This is a genomic window from Klebsiella sp. CN_Kp075 (genome assembly GCF_040065055.2).
Lineage (GTDB): Bacteria > Pseudomonadota > Gammaproteobacteria > Enterobacterales > Enterobacteriaceae > Klebsiella > Klebsiella aerogenes.
On sequence record NZ_CM198050.1, the window covers coordinates 3,945,584 to 3,964,227 of the forward strand.

Here is an 18,644-nt window from a genome sequence, read left to right on the forward strand (position 1 = left end):
ATAACCGCAGGGGGTCTGAAGAGGATGTCGAGTGGATAATCAGAAAAGGAATCTTGCGGCGGGCAGTCCATGCCCGCAGGGTACACTCTGACATTATGTCCCGGAATAAACGTCAAAGCTAAAATATTTCCCGGCCAGTTTTTTGTAGGTGCCGTCGGCAAGCATTTTCGCAATCGCGCCATTTATCTCTTCGCGCAGCGCATCGTCGCCTTGACGCAGGCCAATCGCCGCCCCGGCGCCGAACAGTTTATTATCCTGCAGCTGTCCGCCAACAAAGGCGAAATCCTTGCCCTGCGGCTGCTGCAGGAAACTGTAATCGGCCATCATGCCGGAGAGCACCGCGCCATCGAGGCGGCCTGATTCAAGGTCGCGCACCACGCTATCGGCGCCCTGATAGGCGACAATGTTGATACCCTGCGGTCGCCAGTACTGGTTCACATAAGTTTCCTGTGCCGACCCCTGCTCGACGCCGATGGTTTTCCCCTTCAGCTGCTCCGGCGTATTGCCTTTGAGGGTATTTTTACGCGCCACCAGAAATACCGGCCCGTTGTAGAGCTTATCGCTAAAGGCAATCTGCTCTTTACGCTTCTCGGTCATATACATCCCCGAAAGAATCGCATCGAACTTACGCGCTTTTAGCGCCGGGATAATGCCGTCAAAGTTGCTTTCCACCCACACGCACTTCGCCTGCAGCTGCTGGCAAATCGCGTTGCCTAAATCGATATCAAATCCCGCCAGCTTGCCCTGCGGATCTTTCCATTCAAACGGCGCAAAGGTCGGATCAACGCCAAAACGGATCTCTTTCGCCCCGGCGGCCAGCGCCGACGTCGACGCCATTAATGCCAAACATAACAACAGTGATTTTTTCATTCGAGATTTTCTCCAGGGATTAACGGCAGTGCGCTTGCACTAAACGCGCGAACAGCGTCGCGCCGGTGCTGATAATGTCATCGTTAAAGTCATAACCGGGGTTATGCACCATACAGCCGCCCTTCTCGCCTTTTTCACCGTTGCCCAGCAGGAAGTAGCAGCCCGGACGCTCGCGCAGCATAAAAGCGAAATCTTCGCTGGCGTTCATTGGCGATACCGACTCCAGCACCCCTTCGCGGCCAAAGACTTCCAGCGCCAGCGCCTGGGCGAAATCGGTCTCTTCATTACTGTTGGTTAATACCGGATAGGAGTCGTAAATCTCGACGTCGCTGCTGGCGCCATAGCTTTTGGCGGTAAATTCGGTCAGCTCTTGAATACGCTTGATCAGCAGGTCGCGAATTTCCGGCTTCATCGCCCGCACGCTGAGCTCCATCACCACGCTCTCCGGAATCACGTTCGAGGCGATGCCGGCCTGGAAAGTCCCCACGCTGACGACCGCCGTTTCACCCGGCGGCACGTTGCGCGCGACGATGCTCTGCAACGCCATCACCAGCGCCGCGCCGGCGACGATAGGATCGACGGTGCGTTCCGGATGGGCGCCGTGGCCGCCGTAGCCGGTAATCGTGATTTTGACCGTGTCCGCCGAGGCCATAAAATTGCCGGCATAGAAGCCCAGCTTGCCAACCGGTAATCCCGGCATATTGTGCAGACCGAAGATGCGTTCGCAGGGGAACTGCTCAAACAGGCCATCTTTAATCATCAGATCCGCGCCGCCGATGGCTTCTTCCGCGGGCTGGAAAATCAGATGCACCGTGCCGTTAAACTGGCAGGCCGGCGAAGCGATATACTTCGCCGCCGCCAGTAAAATCGTGGTGTGGCCATCGTGGCCGCAGGCGTGCATTTTTCCAGGTACCGTACTGGCCCAGGGTAAATCGGTGGTTTCATAAATCGGTAATGCGTCCATATCGGCGCGCAGGCCAATAGTGCGCGGCGAGTCGCCTTTGCTCAGGCTGCCGACGACGCCGGTTTTACCGAGGCCGCGGGTCACCTGATAGCCCCATTCCGCCAGTTTGCCGGCAACCAGCTCGCTGGTATTAAACTCTTCCAGACTTAATTCCGGATTGGCATGTAAATAATGACGGATAGAAATCATTTCTTGTTCCGTGGCTTTAATTTCTGGAATTACACAATCAGACATGCCGTTCTCCGGGAATAGATTAAGAAGTTAACACGTTATCCTGGCTCAAAGTTTATGCAAGTAGCATTTCTAATTGCTGGAACACCATCCATCATATTTTTAATACAGACAAATCGCAGAACAATAACCATTAAAACTGGCAAAATTTAAATATAAACGTTTATTTTATGGGTTACACACCAACACTTACTCTACTATCCCCGCTTTAATTCAGTTTTAAATAAAAATAAACAGCCATGAAATATCATTTACTTTTACTTGCCTGCGCGCTGACGCTAACAGGCTGCAGCGCTGAGGGCGACACCGCCAGCCAGCAACGCGCCAGCATCCAAAAGATGCGTACCAACACGCTCAGTAAACTCTATAGCCTGTACCCGGAAGCGCGTAGCGATATCCAGCATTCAAAGGGCTACGCGGTCTTCGCCAGCAACAGTAGCAAGATATTAGTCTTTGGCTTCGGCAGCGGTTACGGCGTGGTGAAAAATAGCGCCACGGGCAAAGATACTTATATGAAAATGGCCCAGGGCGGCGCCGGTGTGGGTATGGGCGTGAAACAGCTGCGCACCGTACTGGTATTCCACGATAAAGACGCCTTGAATACTTTCATTACTAAAGGCTATATGGTCGGCGCGGATGCCAACGCGGCAGCGAAATATGACGACAACGGCATCGCCCCGATAGGCGCGTCAGCCAACGGCGTGGCGAAAGATACCTCTTCGCTGCCGTCAAAAGTCAACGTTTATGAAATCACCGAGAAAGGTTTGGCGGCTCAGGCAATGGTCAACGGTTATAAATACTGGCCGGATGACGAGCTGAATAAAAGGTGATCCACTGCGGTCCGTACAAGTTAGCATCAATAAGCCGGGTCAGACGTTAGCCTGACCCGGCGCGAATGCCATGCCGCAAGTATCATTATTTAATGACCGAGGGCGCCGCTTACCAGAATTGAAGTAATAATTCCGGTCGCTGCGGCTATCAGCACGTAATTGCCATCGATATAAGACCAGTGATGCCCCTCCGGCGGGCGCGGCAGACCACGTTCGTTCCAGTTACTGACGCGATATTCATCACCGCGATAATGCTCCGGCGCCGGATGGCCTTTACGGAAATCGTTACCCCTCCAGGCGAAATGGTCCTGTTCATGGCGTTCCTGGCGACGATCGTCATGACCTCTTCGGTCCGGGCCGCGGCTATCATTGTTGCCCTGATGGTTATCGCCAGGACCGCCCGGCTGGTGGTGTCCATTCTGGTCACCCTGCTTCGGGCCATTCTGCCATACCTGCTGTTGCCCCGGACGATGACCGTCATTTGGACCATCGGCAAAAGCCTGAGCGCTCAGCACACAGGATAAAATAACCGCCAGAGAAATCATCTTTTTCATAGTACACCTCCTGATATATCTCTTTTTTACCCTGCAAATGTGGAGAAATAGTGATTAGCAACCTATCCAGGACTATTCCTGGCTAATTCAGGAGGACAGCAAACAATAATTTCAGCGAGCGCCAGACGTAAAAAAGGCCGCTAACGCGACCTTTTTTGTTCTCAGCGAGTCAGTATTACTCAGAGACTTTATTCTTTAACTCTTCAGCGCCTTGCTTGGTTTTATCCCAGCCTTTCTCGCTGACTTCTTTGGTTTTATCCCAACCTTTGCTGGCGCCTTCTTTAGTGGCGTTCCAGCCTTTCTCAGTACCTTCTTTGGTCTTATCCCAGCCCTTCTCGGCGCCTTCTTTGGTTTTATTCCAGGTTTTCTGCGTGCCTTCGCTTATCTGGCTGCCGACGCTATCGCTTTTCCCTTCAGCAGCATGTTTGGACTTGAGCTTCATCTCTTCGCCCTGATTCTGCGCCTGGTGCAGTTTTTCTTTTGCCGTGTTGGCATTTTCGTGGGCTGCGGCCACGGTATCATCGGTTGCATGTGTAGTGGTTGCCGCGAATACCGGAGAAGCGACCAGAATAGCGGATAGTGCAATCATTGCTTTTTTCATATTTTTCCTCTCTTAACGCGTGCTTTATGTTACGAGTCACATTCAGCATGGCATAAGCTTCTGCGCTTGGCATTAGGAAAAGTTCTTAAAACTGCCTGACCGCTATTCCGTCGTTTTAGTGATCGAGATAGAGATAGCTTTCCCAGCTTTTCATACGGATGAGGATCTTTCTTATCAGCGACAGGTGCTCAAAATGTTCCGAATAGACGGCGGCTTCGACATCCGCGCCCTGCGGCAGCTGATAATTTGCCAGACGATCGTCGGTCACTTTTAATACCACCAGCGCTCGGCCGCGCGCCGCCAGATCGTTGGCCGTCAGCAACGTCCCCTGACCCTGAAACTGGCTTTCGCCAATCGCCGGCAGCACTTCCGCGACCTGCGCTTTAAATACGGTTCCCGGAATAGAGGGGAACAGTAATTCAGCCTGTTCACCTTTTTGCAAACGCTGCAGCGCGTTCTGACGGAATGCGGCGACGTATTCACGTGAATTCGCATTATCCGTTGGCACAAACGTCATTACCGGCTTCAGCCCCAACGCGGTGGACATGGTCCCAGGACGCAGGCCGACGGTACTGACATAGCCGTCAGACGGCGCGCGTACCACCGTGTTATCGAGCTTAAATTGCGCCTCGCGCAGCTGCGCCAGCAGCGAAGCGACTCTAGTGTTCTCGCCGTGCACCACCGAATTGAGATCGTTACGCGCCTGTGCGACCTTTGCCCGGGCGGCGTCAACCGCCGCCTGCGAGGCTTTCCAGTTCTGGCGACGGGTATCGACCATCTGATCGGAAAAGGCCCCTTTATCATGACCTGCCTGGAAGCGGGCGTATTCACGCTGGGCCCGGTCGCGCTCGGCGACCGCTTTGCTTAAATCAGCCTGCGCGCTGGTTAACCCCGCATCCAGCGACAACGCATCCTGGCTGGCCGCTTTCACCTGTGCGGTCAGGTCGTCCACCTTCGCCTGGAACGGGGTTGGGTCGATGGTGAACAAGATGTCGCCTTCATGCAGCATCTGATTTGGTTTCACCGGCACGCTGGTGACTCGACCGCGGGTTTGCGAAACAATGGGCACCGTGCGATAAACCTGCTTCCCGACTTCGCTATAGGGGAAGTTATAATTCATACCGAGGATTAACATGCCAATCAGTATCACGCCACCTAATACCGCAGTGGGAACCGTCCATTTATTTAATGGAATACGGAATACTTTAAATATCACGATACACAAGGCGGCATAACACAGCAGTAATAACGTTTCCATTATTTACCCTCCTGATTGACGGCGCTATTTTTCAGACGATTTAATTCCGCCTGCATCGCATCCAGACGCTGATGTAAATCGTGTTGTTCGGCGTTTAACTGTTGCATTCCCCAACCACGGTCTTCCCGCCACAGCGTGGCCCAGATCCACAAAAACGGCCACAGCACATGCAGTGTAAACAGGCTCACCCAGCCGGCGTAATGAATCGCATCCTGGTGCGGATGATTTCTTTTTTTGGCAATTTCATAGGGAATATCGTGGATCACGATAATTCCATAAAATAAAATCAGCACCACCGCAATCAGGATGGCTAAAGCAATATAATCCAGGGTCATAAAATAACTCCAGAATGTGTGACGTATTTCACATTCACTTTATACAGGCGTCAGCAAGCCCGGCATGATCGCCCTGACAACTGACCATATTAATCAGAATTTATCCGGTATTTTTCGGTTGATAGAAATCAGTTGACCTTTTTTCACCGTAATATAGCCGCCTTCTTTTAACGCGGCTAAGACCTGATAAACATAGCTGCGCGAAAGATTGGTCCGTTTAATAATAAAAGCGGACAGGCTTTCACGTTTTCCATAATCGATCTCGTTACGGTACAGATAACGCGATAGCATCGATTTTATGGTCTGAAAACCGGACAGGTTACCGCGCTCGTTGTGCGCATCGAGGGCAAAAATGCCCATGTAGGCCAGAATGGTCGTCAGCTCTTTCATATACTCCGGCGAAGAGTAAAAGAAGATACGCTCGAAATCCTCCACGCTGATTCTGGCGAAACGGCAGCGATCGAGGCATTGGTACAGCAGTTCTACCGCCGGGCAATAGTGCTCAAGCAGGCCAACCGGCATATGTTCGATCACGATCCCTAGCAGATTATCAGGCTCGCTTACGGCGAGAGTGATTTTCCCGGAAAGCAGAAAGTAAATAAACCCAGCCTGCGGCTGAAAACGCTCGCCAGGGGCCAATTCGATGCTTTCGCTACAGGCGGTCACATCCGGGAGATGCGCATTTAACTGCAGCTTCTGGTAGCAGGCATGAATACGACCAAAACTGCTGTTCAACTTCCCCGTATCCATTGCCGTACTTTCCCGTATCACCGACGTCATCAAATATATATAAGGCAAAGCGAGGGGAAAAGTCCACAGCTGGAGTTTTGGCGTAACGATCTGTGCAGCAAGACTATTTCGCCTCTCCGCGATGCAATAAATCAGCATATATCGCCGTTAAAATCCCGCCAGGGCGAAATTGCTTTTTAATCCACTGCGTCACCTGGCCGGTAGCCGCGTGCTGGGTGGCCAGCAACATGCCGGAATCCTGACGCGGGTTGTGGATCTGACGAATCACCAGCAGTTTCTCGGCTATCGCTTCGTTCACCATATAGTCCGGTAAAAAACCGATCCCCTCACCGAGGATCTGACACTGGCATTTAGTATTGAAGTCAGGAACCAGGATCGCTTCCTGGCCATGCAGCAGCCAACCAACCTTTTTATTGATCGTGCTGGCGGTGTCCTCAACCATGATATTGGGGTAAAGGCGCAGCTGGCTTTCCGAGATAGGCTCGGGCATAAACGCCAGCGGATGATCCGGGGCAATAGCAAACACCCAGCGGATCGCGCCGATCTCGGTATAATCGATACCGCCGCCGTCGAGCAGCGTGTCCGGCGCGCCGATGGCAATATTCGCCTGGTTATTGATGATCGAATCCCAGACGCCGTTGTACACCTCGGTGGTGACGGTTATCTGACAGGTGGGAAACTGTTTTTTCAGCACCTGCAGCAGGCGGGCGGTATGGCGAGGCGTGTATAGCAGTTGGTTAATGCAGATCCGCACCCGCGCTTCGATGCCTTGCGAGATAGTATCTATGCTGCGCTTTATCGCGTGGAAATCATTAAGCAGATCGGTGGCCTTGCGAAACAGATAGTAGCCGGATTCCGTCAGTTCAATGCTGCGGGTGTTGCGGGTAAACAGCACTACGTCCAGCCCGGCTTCCATCCGTTTGATGGTATAGCTGATGGCTGAGGTGGTTAACCCCAGCTCGTCGGCCGCCTTGCTGAAGCTGCCAAAACGCGCCGCGGTGGTGAATGCCAGCAGATTTTCTTCAGTAAAAATCGAGTTCATGCGCCCTTCCCGCTTCCGCTAAACCATACGTAAGCTGAATGTATTGGTTACTGTGGCGAGGGGCAATCATTTTTGAACAATGCTTAACACCCGTAGTGAATTCAGGCTCGCTCCTTACTGGTCGCCTCGCTGAGTTTGCGCCCGCTATATTCTGAAATAAAGCCGACGCAGTTGCCCGCCAGAAATCCCAACAGAGTCACCGTCCAGTTCAGACCGGTGGCGAAAAAGAGCGTCATGCCGAGGAAGCCGCCGGGAATAAACGAGGTTAGCGTGAAACGCCCCTGCCAGACGATGACTGCCGAAAATGGCACCGTGGTAATGACGCTTGCCCAGAACCCCGACATACCGCTGGCCGAGGCGAGAGCGCCGGCGGCCAGCGCCGCCAGCCACGCCCACACCGCCCCGGAATAGTTAACGCACAGGCTTTTCACAAAACCGCTTTTACCGCCCCCTGCCGCATAGAAACTACAGAACGCGACGAAGCCGATGGTTCCCAATAATTCCCAACCGTGCTGCAGCCCGACGTGCGAGGAAATTAGCTGCCAAACGCCTGCGCAAATACCGACGGTGATCCCCGTAGCGGTGAGTCCGTTCATCTCTTTCCCCTCTGAAAAAAGATCGATGATATTGCTTTCTGACGGCAACTATATCGAAAGAAAACCCGATTGCGTTAAAGGACAAAGGCATAAAAGAAGTAAACATTGCTCTGCCGCACAGTCTGCATCAATTATTGAAATTTATTCAATAATCCCCCGGATTATGGCGAATAAAATTTAAGCGGGTTCTTTTATCTATTTCTGGTTGCTATGCTCAAGCCATCAAGAAAGTCTCAGCCGCAACAACAGGAGCAAGGTGATGGCGACGGAAAATATTATTGCTGACTATCTTTTGGCTGCAGAGCAGGGAAATATCGCGAAATTAAAAGCCTGCTTAGCAAGCGGCATCGATATTAATGCCAGTAATCGCCAGGGGCGAACCGCCATTACCCTCGCCAGCCTGAATAAACATTATGCTTGTGTTTCTATTCTTATTGCCGCTGGCGTAGATATTAATAAGCAGGACCAGACCTGTTTTAACCCGTTTTTAATCAGCTGTCTGAATAACGACGTCGAACTACTGCGCTTAATTTTGCCGGCAAATCCCGACCTCGAACGATTAACGCGTTTCGGCGGCGTTGGTCTGACGCCGGCCTGTGAAAAAGGCCATCTTGAAATCGTGAAAATATTGCTGACGGAAACGGATATTAATGTCAATCACACCAATTTCGTTGGCTGGACGCCGCTGCTGGAAGCGATTGTTTTAAACGACGGCGGCGCGACGCAGCAGGAGATCGTCAAACTGCTGTTGGATCACGGCGCCAACCCGCATATGACCGATAAGTATGGTAAATCGCCGCTGGAGCTGGCATGGGATAAGGGATTCAGTGAAATCGCCCACCTGCTGGTCGCCGCCGGAGCCTGAGGAAGGAGAATCGCCATTAACACCTCCTCGCGGTGGTGTGTGCAAGCGCTAACTGCGGATACCCGCTTTCTCGCACAGCGCGGCGGTGGACGGGTCGGGCAGGTTTTCACCCATGCGGTAAACCTGCTTACCCCGGGCAAACCAGGGCTTCTGACGCTGCTGTGCGAAACCTCTGACAATGCGCCCAATAGCTGTAGGTTAGCACTCACCCACTTTGACAACCTGTTCCGGCCAGGGGAAAGCGTCCGGTTTACCGATTCAGGAATTTACATTGGCGATAATAAATGGATAGAGATCCACCGGTGTAAGCGCTGGCAAACGCCGCGAGCGGTATTAAACGCGGCAACATTTAACCTGATAGCCTGGCGACGATGGCACAACATTATCGTTACGCAGTTACATGAGGATGATACGTTATTTCTCTATCGCGGCGACAATCCCTTTTATCACGCAATGAGTCGTGAATTACAGCAGCGACGGGAAATATTATTTAAAGCACTTCACGAAAATAAAAATATCGGCGCCGCTGTGGCGAACATGATCGGATTAGGCATTGGCCTGACGCCATCGGCGGATGATTATTTGCTAGGTCTAAGCGTTATTTTATTCATAAAGGGACACCCGGCTAACCATTACCGGGAAGCCTTTATAACCGCGCTGCAGAGCGCCAGACAAAATACTACGCCGCTCAGCGCGATTACGCTGGAGGCGGCGATTAACCAGCATTATCGAGAAAGTATCGCCGTGATGATTAACCTGATGGTTAATCAACCGACAACCTTTTCTATTGAGGCTATTGCCAATATTAAAAATATTGGCTCAAGTTCCGGCAGCGACATGCTATTGGGTATGGCGGATGCCTGCGCGCTGAGCCAAACGTATGGAGGGAATAATGTCAGTTAAAATAGTGGTGAAGAAGAATACCTATTTTGATTCGGTCTCATTAATGTCGATTTCCACCCGCGCTAATAAGCTCGATGGCGTAGAGCAGGCATTTGTGGCGATGGCGACGGAAATGAACAAAGGGGTGCTGAATAACCTGGGGCTGCTGACGCCGGAGCTGGAAGCGGCGAAAAACGGCGACCTGATGATCGTCATCAAGGGCAAAGACGGCGCCGATAGCGAACAGATACTCAGTGAAATAGAAGCGCTGTTCAGCAAAAAGGCCGAAAGCGGCCAGCACAAAGCGCGCTACGCCACCCTCGCCAGCGCCAAAAAACATCTTCCGCAAAGTAACCTCGCGATTATTTCGGTCAACGGTCTGTTTGCCGCTCGCGAAGCGCGTCAGGCGCTGCAAAACGATCTTAACGTGATGTTGTTTTCCGATAACGTCTCTATTGACGACGAACTGGCGCTGAAACAGCTGGCCCACGAAAAGGGATTGTTGATGATGGGGCCAGACTGCGGCACCGCCATTATTAACGGCGCGGCGCTGTGCTTCGGTAACGCGGTTCGCCGCGGCAACATCGGCATTATCGGCGCCTCCGGCACCGGTAGCCAGGAGCTGAGCGTCCGTATCCACGATTTCGGCGGCGGGATCTCGCAGCTAATCGGTACCGGCGGTCGCGATCTGAGTGAGAAAATCGGCGGCCTGATGATGCTCGACGCCATTCAGATGCTGGAAGCGGATCCGCAAACGGAAATTATCGTCCTTGTTTCCAAACCGCCGGCACCGACGGTGGCGAAAAAAGTGCTCGAACGCGCCCGCGCCTGCCGTAAACCGGTGGTGGCGTGCTTCCTCGGCCGCGCCGAGCCCCCCGCCGATGAGCAAGGTCTGCAGTTCGCCCGCGGCACCAAAGAAGCGGCGCTGAAGGCCGTTCTGCTGAGCGGTATTAAGCAAGAGAACCTCGATCTGCATCCGCTAAATCAAGCGCTTATCGCCGAAGTGCGCACGCAGCTCACGCCGCAGCAGAAATACATTCGCGGCCTGTTCTGCGGCGGTACCCTGTGCGATGAAACCATGTTCGCGGTACTGGAAAAACACGCGGATGTTTATAGCAACATTCAGCCGGATCCGGCTTATCGCCTGAGCGATATCAATCGCAGCATCAAACACACCTTCCTCGATTTCGGCGATGACGATTTCACCAACGGTAAGCCGCACCCGATGATCGACCCGACCAACCGTATCAGCCGCCTGCTGCAGGAAGCGCGCGATCCCGAAGTGGCGGTCATCGTCATGGACTTCGTGCTGGGCTTCGGGGCGCATGAAGATCCGGTGGGTTCGACGATCGCGGCGATCGAAGAGGCCAAAGCCATTGCCGCCGCCGATGGCCGCCCATTGACGATCCTCGCTTACGTGTTAGGCACCGATCTCGATACGCCATCGCTGGAGCAACAGCGCCAGATGCTGCTTGACGCTGGCGTCATTCTGGCCAGCAGCAGCACCAATACCGGTTTGCTGGCGCGTGAATTTATCTGCAAAGGGGAGCAAGCCTGATGAGCCAGTCGCTATTTAACCAGCCGTTGAACGTGATTAACGTCGGTATCGCCATGTTCAGCGACGATTTGAAAAAGCAGCATACCGCCGTCACCCAGCTCGACTGGACGCCGCCAGGCCAGGGCAATTTGCAGCTGGTTGAGGCGCTGGATCGCATCGCCGGCTCGCCGCTGGCGGATAAAATCGCCGCCGCCAACCAGCAGGCGCTGGAGCGTATTATTCAGTCGCACCCGGTGCTGATCGGTTTTGATCAGGCCATTAACGTCGTGCCGGGCATGACGCCAAAAACCATTCTGCATGCCGGCCCGCCGGTGGAATGGCAAAACATGTGCGGCGCCATGAAAGGCGCGGTCACCGGCGCGCTGGTCTTTGAAGGGCTGGCGAAAGATCTGGATGAAGCGGCCGAGCTTGCCGCCTCCGGTGAAATTACCTTCTCACCCTGTCACGAACACGACTGCGTGGGCTCAATGGCGGGCGTGACGTCGGCGTCGATGTTCATGCATATCGTCGAGAACAAAACCTACGGCAATATCGCTTATACCAACATGAGCGAGCAGATGGCGAAGATCCTGCGCATGGGGGCTAACGATAAGAGCGTGATCGATCGTCTGAACTGGATGCGCGACGTCCAGGGCCCCATGCTGCGCGACGCCATGAAGATCATCGGCGAAATCGATCTGCGCTTAATGCTGGCGCAGGCGCTGCACATGGGCGATGAGTGCCATAACCGCAACAACGCCGGTACCACCCTACTGATTCAGGCGCTTACGCCGGGGATTATTCAGGCCGGTTATCCGGTAGCGCAGCAGCGCGAGTTGTTCGAATTTGTCGCCAGCAGCGATTACTTCTCCGGCCCGACGTGGATGGCGATGTGTAAAGCGGCGATGGATGCGGCCCACGGCATAGAATACAGCACCGTGGTCACCACCATGGCGCGCAACGGCGTCGAGTTCGGACTGCGGGTCAGCGGCCTGCCGGGACAGTGGTTTACCGGCCCGGCGCAGCAGGTGATAGGTCCGATGTTTGCCGGTTTTAAACCGGAAGACTCCGGCCTTGATATCGGCGACAGCGCAATTACCGAAACCTATGGCATCGGCGGTTTCGCCATGGCGACGGCGCCGGCTATCGTCGCGCTGGTCGGCGGAACGGTAGAAGAAGCGGTCGATTTCTCGCGCCAGATGCGTGAAATCACCCTTGGCGAAAATCCGAACGTCACCATTCCGCTGCTCGGCTTTATGGGGATCCCGACCGCTATCGACATCACCCGCGTCGGCAGCAGCGGTATTTTACCGGTGATCAACACCGCTATCGCCCATAAAGACGCCGGGATCGGCATGATCGGCGCCGGGATTGTCCACCCGCCGTTCGCCTGTTTCGAAAAAGCGGTCCTCAGCTGGTGCGATCGTTACGACGTTTAACGTTGTAGCCCGGGCGAGGCGTTTGCGCCGACCCCGGGAAATCCCCGGCAGCCCTACGCCTGGCCGGGCGACTACCACGACCACACAATAACAATAACTACATCACCTTCTGTAGCGGAAGTCAGATATGAAAGAACTCATCGTCGTTGCCATTGGCGGCAACAGCATTATCAAAGATAACGCCAGCCAGTCGATCGAGCATCAGGCCGAGGCGGTCAAAGCGGTGGCCAGTACGGTGCTGGAGATGCTGGCATCGGACTATAACGTGGTACTAACCCACGGTAACGGCCCGCAGGTTGGGCTGGATTTACGCCGCTCGGAGATAGCCCACGAGCGTGAAGGTCTGCCGCTGACGCCGCTGGCCAACTGCGTCGCCGATACCCAGGGCGGCATCGGCTACCTCATTCAGCAGGCGCTGAATAACCGCCTCGCCCAGCGCGGCGAGCAAAAGGCGGTTACCGTCGTCACGCAGGTTGAAGTCGATAAAAACGATCCCGGCTTTACCCATCCGACTAAGCCTATAGGCGCGTTCTTCAGCGAAAACCAGCGCGATGAACTGCAGCAGGCGCATCCTGAGTGGCGCTTTGTGGAAGATTCGGGCCGTGGCTATCGCCGGGTAGTCGCCTCGCCGGAGCCGAAACGCATTGTCGAAGCAGAAGCCATCAAGGCGCTGACCCGGCAAGGCTTTGTGGTGATCGGCGCCGGCGGCGGCGGGATCCCGGTGGTGCGCAGCCCGCAGGGCGACTACCAGAGCGTGGATGCGGTGATCGACAAAGATCTCTCAACCGCCCTGCTGGCCCGCGAAATTGATGCTGATATTCTGGTTATCACCACCGGGGTGGAGAAAGTGTGCGTTAATTTCGGCAAGCCTGATCAGCAGGCATTGGGTCGCGTCGGCATCAGCGAGATGAGCCGCTATATGCAAGAAGGACATTTCCCGGCTGGCAGCATGCTGCCAAAAATCGTCGCCAGCCTCGCGTTCCTGCAACACGGCGGCAAGCGGGTGATCATCACTACGCCGGAATGTCTGCCAGCCGCGCTACGCGGCGAAACGGGAACCCATATTGTGCATGACTGACACAAAAGGAAAAAAGGATGAATAAAGACAACAGCCGTCGCGAATTTCTTACCCAAAGCGGCAAAATGGTCACAGCCGCCGCCCTGCTGGCGGCGGGCGCGCCTGCGGCGTATGCCGTCGGAGGCCAGCCGTCCGCGGCCGCCTGCGATAATAAAGGCGCGGCCAGGGTCGCCGATAAGCACTACTACCTTGATAACGTCCTGCTGGAAAGCGGCTTCGAATATGAAAACGGCGTAGTGGTTCACACCCGGACCGAGCTGCAAACGCTGGAAATAAAAGACGGCAAAATCGTCGCCCTGCGCAGCAATCTGAGCCACCCGGACGCCACGCTGCCGCGCTACGATGCGGGCGGTAAACTGATGTTGCCTGCCATGCGCGACATGCATATCCATCTGGACAAAACGTTTTATGGCGGCCCGTGGCGCTCGCTAAACCGTCCGGCGGGCACCACCATTCAGGATATGATCAAGCTTGAGCAGAAACTGCTGCCTGAACTCCAGCCTTATACGCAGGCGCACGCCGAGAAGCTTATCGACCTGATCCAGTCCAAAGGCTCCACTATCGCCCGAAGCCACTGCAATATTGAGCCGGTGTCCGGGCTGAAGAACCTGGAGAATCTGCAGGAAGTGCTGGCGCGGCGTAAACCAGGCTTCGATTGCGAAATCGTCGCTTTTCCGCAGCACGGGCTGCTGCTGTCGAAATCGGAATCGCTGGTACGCGAAGCGATGCAGGCCGGCGCCCACTACGTAGGCGGCCTCGACCCGACTAACGTCGATGGCGCGATGGAGAAATCGCTCGATACCATGTTCCAGATTGCGCTGGATTACGAAAAAGGGGTGGATATTCATCTGCATGAAACCAGCCCGGCGGGCGTGGCGGCGGTGAACTATATGGTGGAAACCGTGGAGAAGACGCCGGCGCTGAAAGGCAAGCTGACCATCAGCCATGCTTTCGCGCTGGCGACGCTCAATGAACAGCAGGTAGATGCCATCGCGAGCCGCATGGCGGCGCAGCAGATCACCATCGCCTCCACCGTGCCGATCGGCACTCTGCACATGCCGCTCAAGCAACTGCGCGAAAATGGCGTCTTCGTGATGACCGGTACCGATAGCGTGATTGACCACTGGTCGCCTTACGGTCTGGGCGACATGCTGGAGAAAGCCAATCTCTACGCGCAGCTGTATATCCGCCCCAATGAGCAGACCCTGTCGCGCGCGCTGGCCATCGCCACCGGCGACGTGCTGCCGCTGAATGACAAAGGCGAGCGCGTATGGCCAAAAGCGCAGGACGACGCCAGCTTTGTGCTGGTCGATGCCTCCTGCTCCGCCGAAGCCGTGGCGCGAATTTCGCCGCGCACCGCCACCTTCCATAACGGTAAGATGGTCTGGGGCAGCGTCGGCGCCTGAAGCCAGCGTCATGTAAAAAACCCCGGCAAGCCGGGGTTTTGTCATTTACCAGACGCGATTACTTCTGCGGACGCATGGCCGGGAACAGAATAACGTCGCGGATGGTGTGGCTGTTGGTGAACAGCATCACCATGCGGTCGATACCGATACCCAGACCGGCGGTCGGCGGCAGGCCGTACTCCAGCGCGGTAACGTAGTCTTCGTCATAGAACATCGCTTCGTCGTCGCCCGCCGCTTTGGCGTTGACCTGATCCTGGAAACGCTGCGCCTGATCTTCCGCATCGTTCAGCTCGCTGAAACCGTTACCTATTTCACGGCCGCCGATGAAGAACTCGAAGCGGTCGGTAATTTCCGGGTTCACGTCGTTGCGGCGCGCCAGCGGAGAAACTTCCGCCGGATATTCGGTGATGAAGGTTGGCTGAATCAGATGCGCTTCCGCCACTTCATCGAAGATCTCCGTGACGATACGTCCCAGACCCCAGCTTTTCTCTACCTGAATGCCGATAGATTCCGCCAGCGCTTTCGCCGCGTCGAAGTTATCCAGATCCGCCATATTGGTTTCCGGGCGGTGTTTCTTAATCGCTTCGCGCATGGTCAGTTTTTCAAACGGCTTGCCGAAGTCAAACACCTGGTCGCCATACGGCACTTCGGTTTTGCCCAGCACCGTCTGCGCCAGAGTGCGGAACAGCGACTCGGTCAGTTCGATCAGGTCTTTGTAATCCGCATACGCCATATAGAGTTCCATCATGGTGAACTCTGGGTTATGGCGTACGGAGATCCCTTCGTTACGGAAGTTACGGTTGATTTCGAACACGCGTTCGAAGCCGCCGACTACCAGACGTTTCAGATACAGTTCCGGCGCGATGCGCAGGTACATATCCAGATCCAGCGCGTTGTGATGGGTGATGAACGGACGGGCGGAAGCGCCGCCTGGGATCACCTGCATCATCGGGGTTTCGACTTCCATAAAGCCGCGGGCAACCATGAACTGACGCATGGTGGCAAGGATCTGCGAACGGATACGGAACGTATGACGCGACTCTTCGTTGGCGATCAGATCCAGATAACGCTGGCGATAGCGGACTTCCTGATCCTGCAGGCCGTGGAATTTATCCGGCAGCGGGCGCAGGGCTTTGGTCAGCAGACGCAGCTCGGTGCAGTGAATGGAGAGTTCGCCGGTTTGCGTTTTGAACAGCTTGCCGCGGGCGGCGATGATGTCGCCGAGATCCCATTTTTTAAACTGTTCGTTATAGACGCCTTCCGGCAGGTCATCGCGCGCGACGTACAGCTGAATGCGGCCGCCGACGTCCTGAAGGGTAACGAAAGAGGCTTTACCCATGATGCGGCGGGTCATCATACGGCCAGCAACAGAGACTTCAACGTTCAGGGAAGCGAGTTCATCGTTATCCTTCGCATCGAATTCAGCGTGCAATTGGTCAGAGGTATGATCGCGACGGAAATCGTTCGGGAAAGCGACGCCCTGCTCACGCAGCGCAGCCAATTTTTCGCGACGAGTTTTCAGTTCATTATTAAGGTCAATTGCCTCATCGGCACCTTGTGCTTGTTGTTCAGACATGTTGGTTCCTCATAACCCTGCTTTCAAACTAGCTTCGATAAATTGAACCAGGTCACCATTCAGCGCGGCCTGTCTCTGGTAACACACCAGAGAACAATCTTAACGACTCTGGATTCACTACAAGCTGATCTCACTCAGCTATGGCTTCACTAACGGTATTTTTTATCGTTGGCTTCCGCGCCTGCCAGAATATCCACCTCCTGTTCACTTGGCTTTGCAAGGAACGACTTCGCGCTCCGCTGTTGATGTAATCCCCCCGGTCGCGCTGCGCTTACCGGGGCTACGAATCGAGGCCCGGATAAGGCGTTTACGCCACGAGCCAGGATGAGCATCAGGCGCCGCCGCCGGGAACTTCACCCGCAGCCGCACGGCGTTTGCCCACGCTACAGGCCGCGGCAAAGGCGATAACGACAATCACCGCCACGCAGCCGATGGTCCATTCGCCCATCTGCGAGAAGAAATGCTGATAGGCGGCAATCGCCGTGTCGCTGATTTGCGACTCGGTAGTTTGCTGCGCCACCACCCCGGCCAGCCAGTTGGCGACCGCGCCGGTGGCCAGCATATAAATGCCGGTCAATACGCCGGTGACGCCGGGCATGTTCAGACGGGTTATCTGCGCCATCGCCACCGGATCAATAAACAGCTCGGCAAAGCCCATCATCGCCAGCCCGGCGACCATCATGCCCATCGAGGCCTGACCGTCAGCCGCGCCGTGGCGGGCATTCAGCGCCAGCAGCATAAATCCGCCGCCCATCAGCAGCAGGCCGAATGCGAATTTCAGCCACACTTTTAACACCGAGCGGGTTCGCCCTTCCGGGCGGATCAGCCACGCCAGGATCACGCCTGCCGCCATCACCGCTACCGCATTAACCGACTGGAACAGCGCGGTCGGCACTTCAATATTGAACAGTCGACGATCAACAAAGTGGTCGATAAACAGGCTAATTGAGCTTCCGCCCTGCTGCGCCAGCACCCAGAACAGTGTCCCGGTCAACATCAGCAGAACGATTTGCCACAGCGCGCGGCGATGCTGCGGTGATTTGATCATGATCCGCGCCACCATTTGCGCGGCGAACAGGCAGACAATCGCCAGCAGATAACCGGACCAGTTGTTTTCCAACAGCAAGGTGAAGAACACCGGCGCCAGGCACAGCATCACCACCAGCCAGCCCCAGGTCGGCAGCGCGAATTTCACCGCGCACAGCGCCTGTTTATCGACGCCGCGGGTGTCGCGGAAATAGCGGCTACCGCTTAAGAAAATCATCAGGCCGATGAACATGCCGATCCCCGCCAGCGCAAAGCCGATATGCCAGCCGTACCACTGCGCCGCCAGCCCGCAGGCAATCGGCGCGGCGATCGAACCGACGTTACCGGCGGCATACAGCAGCGAGAAACCGCCATCGCGACGATGGTCGTCAGCGGCGTACAGTTCGCCGAGCAGGCAGCTGATATTGGATTTGAACAGGCCATAGCCGCAGATAATGATCGCCAGCGCCAGATAGAGGCTCCAGGTGGAATCAGATTCGACGCCCAGCACCACGTGGCCGAGGGTCATTAACAACGCCCCGGCAATCACCGCCGTGCGGTTGCCGAGCAGGCGGTCGGCAAGCCAGCCGCCGAGAATGGGGGTTACGTAAACTAAAGATGCGTAGGCGCTGAACAGACTGATGGCGTGGCTATCGTCAAAGCCAAGTTGGTGGGTGAGATAAAGGATGAGTAAGGCGCGCATGCCGTAAAAGCTGAAGTACTCCCAGATCTGGATCGCTACGATGTAGTAAATCGCGCGCGGCTGTGAGGGTGTTTTCATAGGTTCTCCTTGCAGCGTGAAAA

Annotated in this window: 18 protein-coding genes; 7 read left to right on the forward strand and 11 right to left on the reverse strand. The window is 55.2% G+C overall.

The genetic code is table 11. The features are described from left to right. Positions 1 to 93: 93 nt before the first annotated feature. Both ABLV78_RS18910 and ABLV78_RS18915 read right to left on the reverse strand, forming a co-directional pair. Positions 94 to 870 carry an ABC transporter substrate-binding protein gene (locus ABLV78_RS18910; protein WP_015367838.1) on the reverse strand — a complete coding sequence of 259 codons (777 nt, stop codon included), beginning with the start codon at positions 868 to 870 and terminating at the stop codon, positions 94 to 96. Between the two features lie 19 nt (positions 871 to 889). After that, entirely contained in the window at positions 890 to 2,068 is a 1,179-nt protein-coding gene (locus ABLV78_RS18915; protein ID WP_045393387.1) for a M20 aminoacylase family protein, read from the reverse strand. Positions 2,069 to 2,304: 236 nt separating this feature from the next. Between ABLV78_RS18915 and ABLV78_RS18920 the strand changes: the two genes are divergently transcribed. Beyond that, complete coding sequence (locus ABLV78_RS18920; RefSeq protein WP_015704661.1) at positions 2,305 to 2,895, forward strand: lipid-binding SYLF domain-containing protein; 591 nt, start codon at positions 2,305 to 2,307, stop codon at positions 2,893 to 2,895. 89 nt (positions 2,896 to 2,984) lie between these two features. On the opposite strand, the gene ABLV78_RS18925 is transcribed toward ABLV78_RS18920, so the two are convergent. The 7 genes from ABLV78_RS18925 to ABLV78_RS18955 form a co-directional block, all read right to left on the reverse strand. Then, entirely contained in the window at positions 2,985 to 3,449 is a 465-nt protein-coding gene (locus ABLV78_RS18925) for an RcnB family protein (RefSeq protein WP_015704660.1), read from the reverse strand. Between the two features lie 175 nt (positions 3,450 to 3,624). Beyond that, the gene (locus tag ABLV78_RS18930; protein ID WP_015367842.1) at positions 3,625 to 4,050 is read right to left on the reverse strand and encodes a KPN_00521 family repetitive protein; all 426 of its coding nucleotides are present in this window, start codon (positions 4,048 to 4,050) and stop codon (positions 3,625 to 3,627) included. Between the two features lie 115 nt (positions 4,051 to 4,165). Continuing rightward, positions 4,166 to 5,308, reverse strand: a complete 1,143-nt coding sequence (locus tag ABLV78_RS18935; RefSeq protein ID WP_032714019.1) for an HlyD family secretion protein — start codon at positions 5,306 to 5,308, stop codon at positions 4,166 to 4,168. Then, on the reverse strand, positions 5,308 to 5,643 hold the full coding sequence (locus ABLV78_RS18940; RefSeq protein WP_045361908.1) for a DUF3302 domain-containing protein: 336 nt from the start codon (positions 5,641 to 5,643) through the stop codon (positions 5,308 to 5,310). The genes ABLV78_RS18935 and ABLV78_RS18940 overlap by 1 nt, the downstream gene beginning before the upstream one ends. 93 nt (positions 5,644 to 5,736) lie before the next feature. Further along, entirely contained in the window at positions 5,737 to 6,378 is a 642-nt protein-coding gene (locus tag ABLV78_RS18945) for a helix-turn-helix domain-containing protein (protein WP_047049512.1), read from the reverse strand. Between the two features lie 118 nt (positions 6,379 to 6,496). Further along, the gene (locus ABLV78_RS18950; protein ID WP_047049447.1) at positions 6,497 to 7,435 is read right to left on the reverse strand and encodes a LysR substrate-binding domain-containing protein; all 939 of its coding nucleotides are present in this window, start codon (positions 7,433 to 7,435) and stop codon (positions 6,497 to 6,499) included. A gap of 101 nt (positions 7,436 to 7,536) precedes the next feature. Next, entirely contained in the window at positions 7,537 to 8,031 is a 495-nt protein-coding gene (locus tag ABLV78_RS18955; RefSeq protein ID WP_047049449.1) for a DUF1097 domain-containing protein, read from the reverse strand. 259 nt (positions 8,032 to 8,290) lie between these two features. Here ABLV78_RS18955 and ABLV78_RS18960 point away from each other — a divergent pair, with 259 nt between their 5' ends. From ABLV78_RS18960 to ABLV78_RS18985, 6 genes are all read left to right on the forward strand, one after another. Next, positions 8,291 to 8,896: an ankyrin repeat domain-containing protein gene (locus tag ABLV78_RS18960; protein WP_047049451.1), complete on the forward strand. Its 606-nt coding sequence runs from the start codon at positions 8,291 to 8,293 to the stop codon at positions 8,894 to 8,896. Between the two features lie 39 nt (positions 8,897 to 8,935). Beyond that, positions 8,936 to 9,799, forward strand: a complete 864-nt coding sequence (locus tag ABLV78_RS18965) for an oxamate carbamoyltransferase subunit AllH family protein (protein ID WP_047049452.1) — start codon at positions 8,936 to 8,938, stop codon at positions 9,797 to 9,799. Next, positions 9,789 to 11,336 carry an acyl-CoA synthetase FdrA gene (gene fdrA, locus ABLV78_RS18970; protein ID WP_047049454.1) on the forward strand — a complete coding sequence of 516 codons (1,548 nt, stop codon included), beginning with the start codon at positions 9,789 to 9,791 and terminating at the stop codon, positions 11,334 to 11,336. Before ABLV78_RS18965 ends, fdrA begins: the two co-directional genes overlap by 11 nt. Beyond that, positions 11,336 to 12,754 carry a YlbE family protein gene (locus ABLV78_RS18975; RefSeq protein WP_047049456.1) on the forward strand — a complete coding sequence of 473 codons (1,419 nt, stop codon included), beginning with the start codon at positions 11,336 to 11,338 and terminating at the stop codon, positions 12,752 to 12,754. Before fdrA ends, ABLV78_RS18975 begins: the two co-directional genes overlap by 1 nt. A gap of 127 nt (positions 12,755 to 12,881) precedes the next feature. Then, entirely contained in the window at positions 12,882 to 13,832 is a 951-nt protein-coding gene (locus ABLV78_RS18980) for a carbamate kinase family protein (RefSeq protein ID WP_045393418.1), read from the forward strand. Between the two features lie 17 nt (positions 13,833 to 13,849). Then, complete coding sequence (locus ABLV78_RS18985) at positions 13,850 to 15,238, forward strand: amidohydrolase family protein (protein ID WP_047049458.1); 1,389 nt, start codon at positions 13,850 to 13,852, stop codon at positions 15,236 to 15,238. Positions 15,239 to 15,296: 58 nt separating this feature from the next. Here the strand turns inward: ABLV78_RS18985 and lysS are convergent, their stop codons facing one another. Further along, positions 15,297 to 16,814, reverse strand: a complete 1,518-nt coding sequence (gene lysS / locus ABLV78_RS18990; protein ID WP_015704650.1) for a lysine--tRNA ligase — start codon at positions 16,812 to 16,814, stop codon at positions 15,297 to 15,299. A gap of 331 nt (positions 16,815 to 17,145) precedes the next feature. Continuing rightward, positions 17,146 to 18,621, reverse strand: coding sequence for a dipeptide permease DtpD (gene dtpD, locus ABLV78_RS18995; protein ID WP_045393424.1), 1,476 nt, complete (start codon positions 18,619 to 18,621; stop codon positions 17,146 to 17,148). Positions 18,622 to 18,644: the final 23 nt, after the last annotated feature.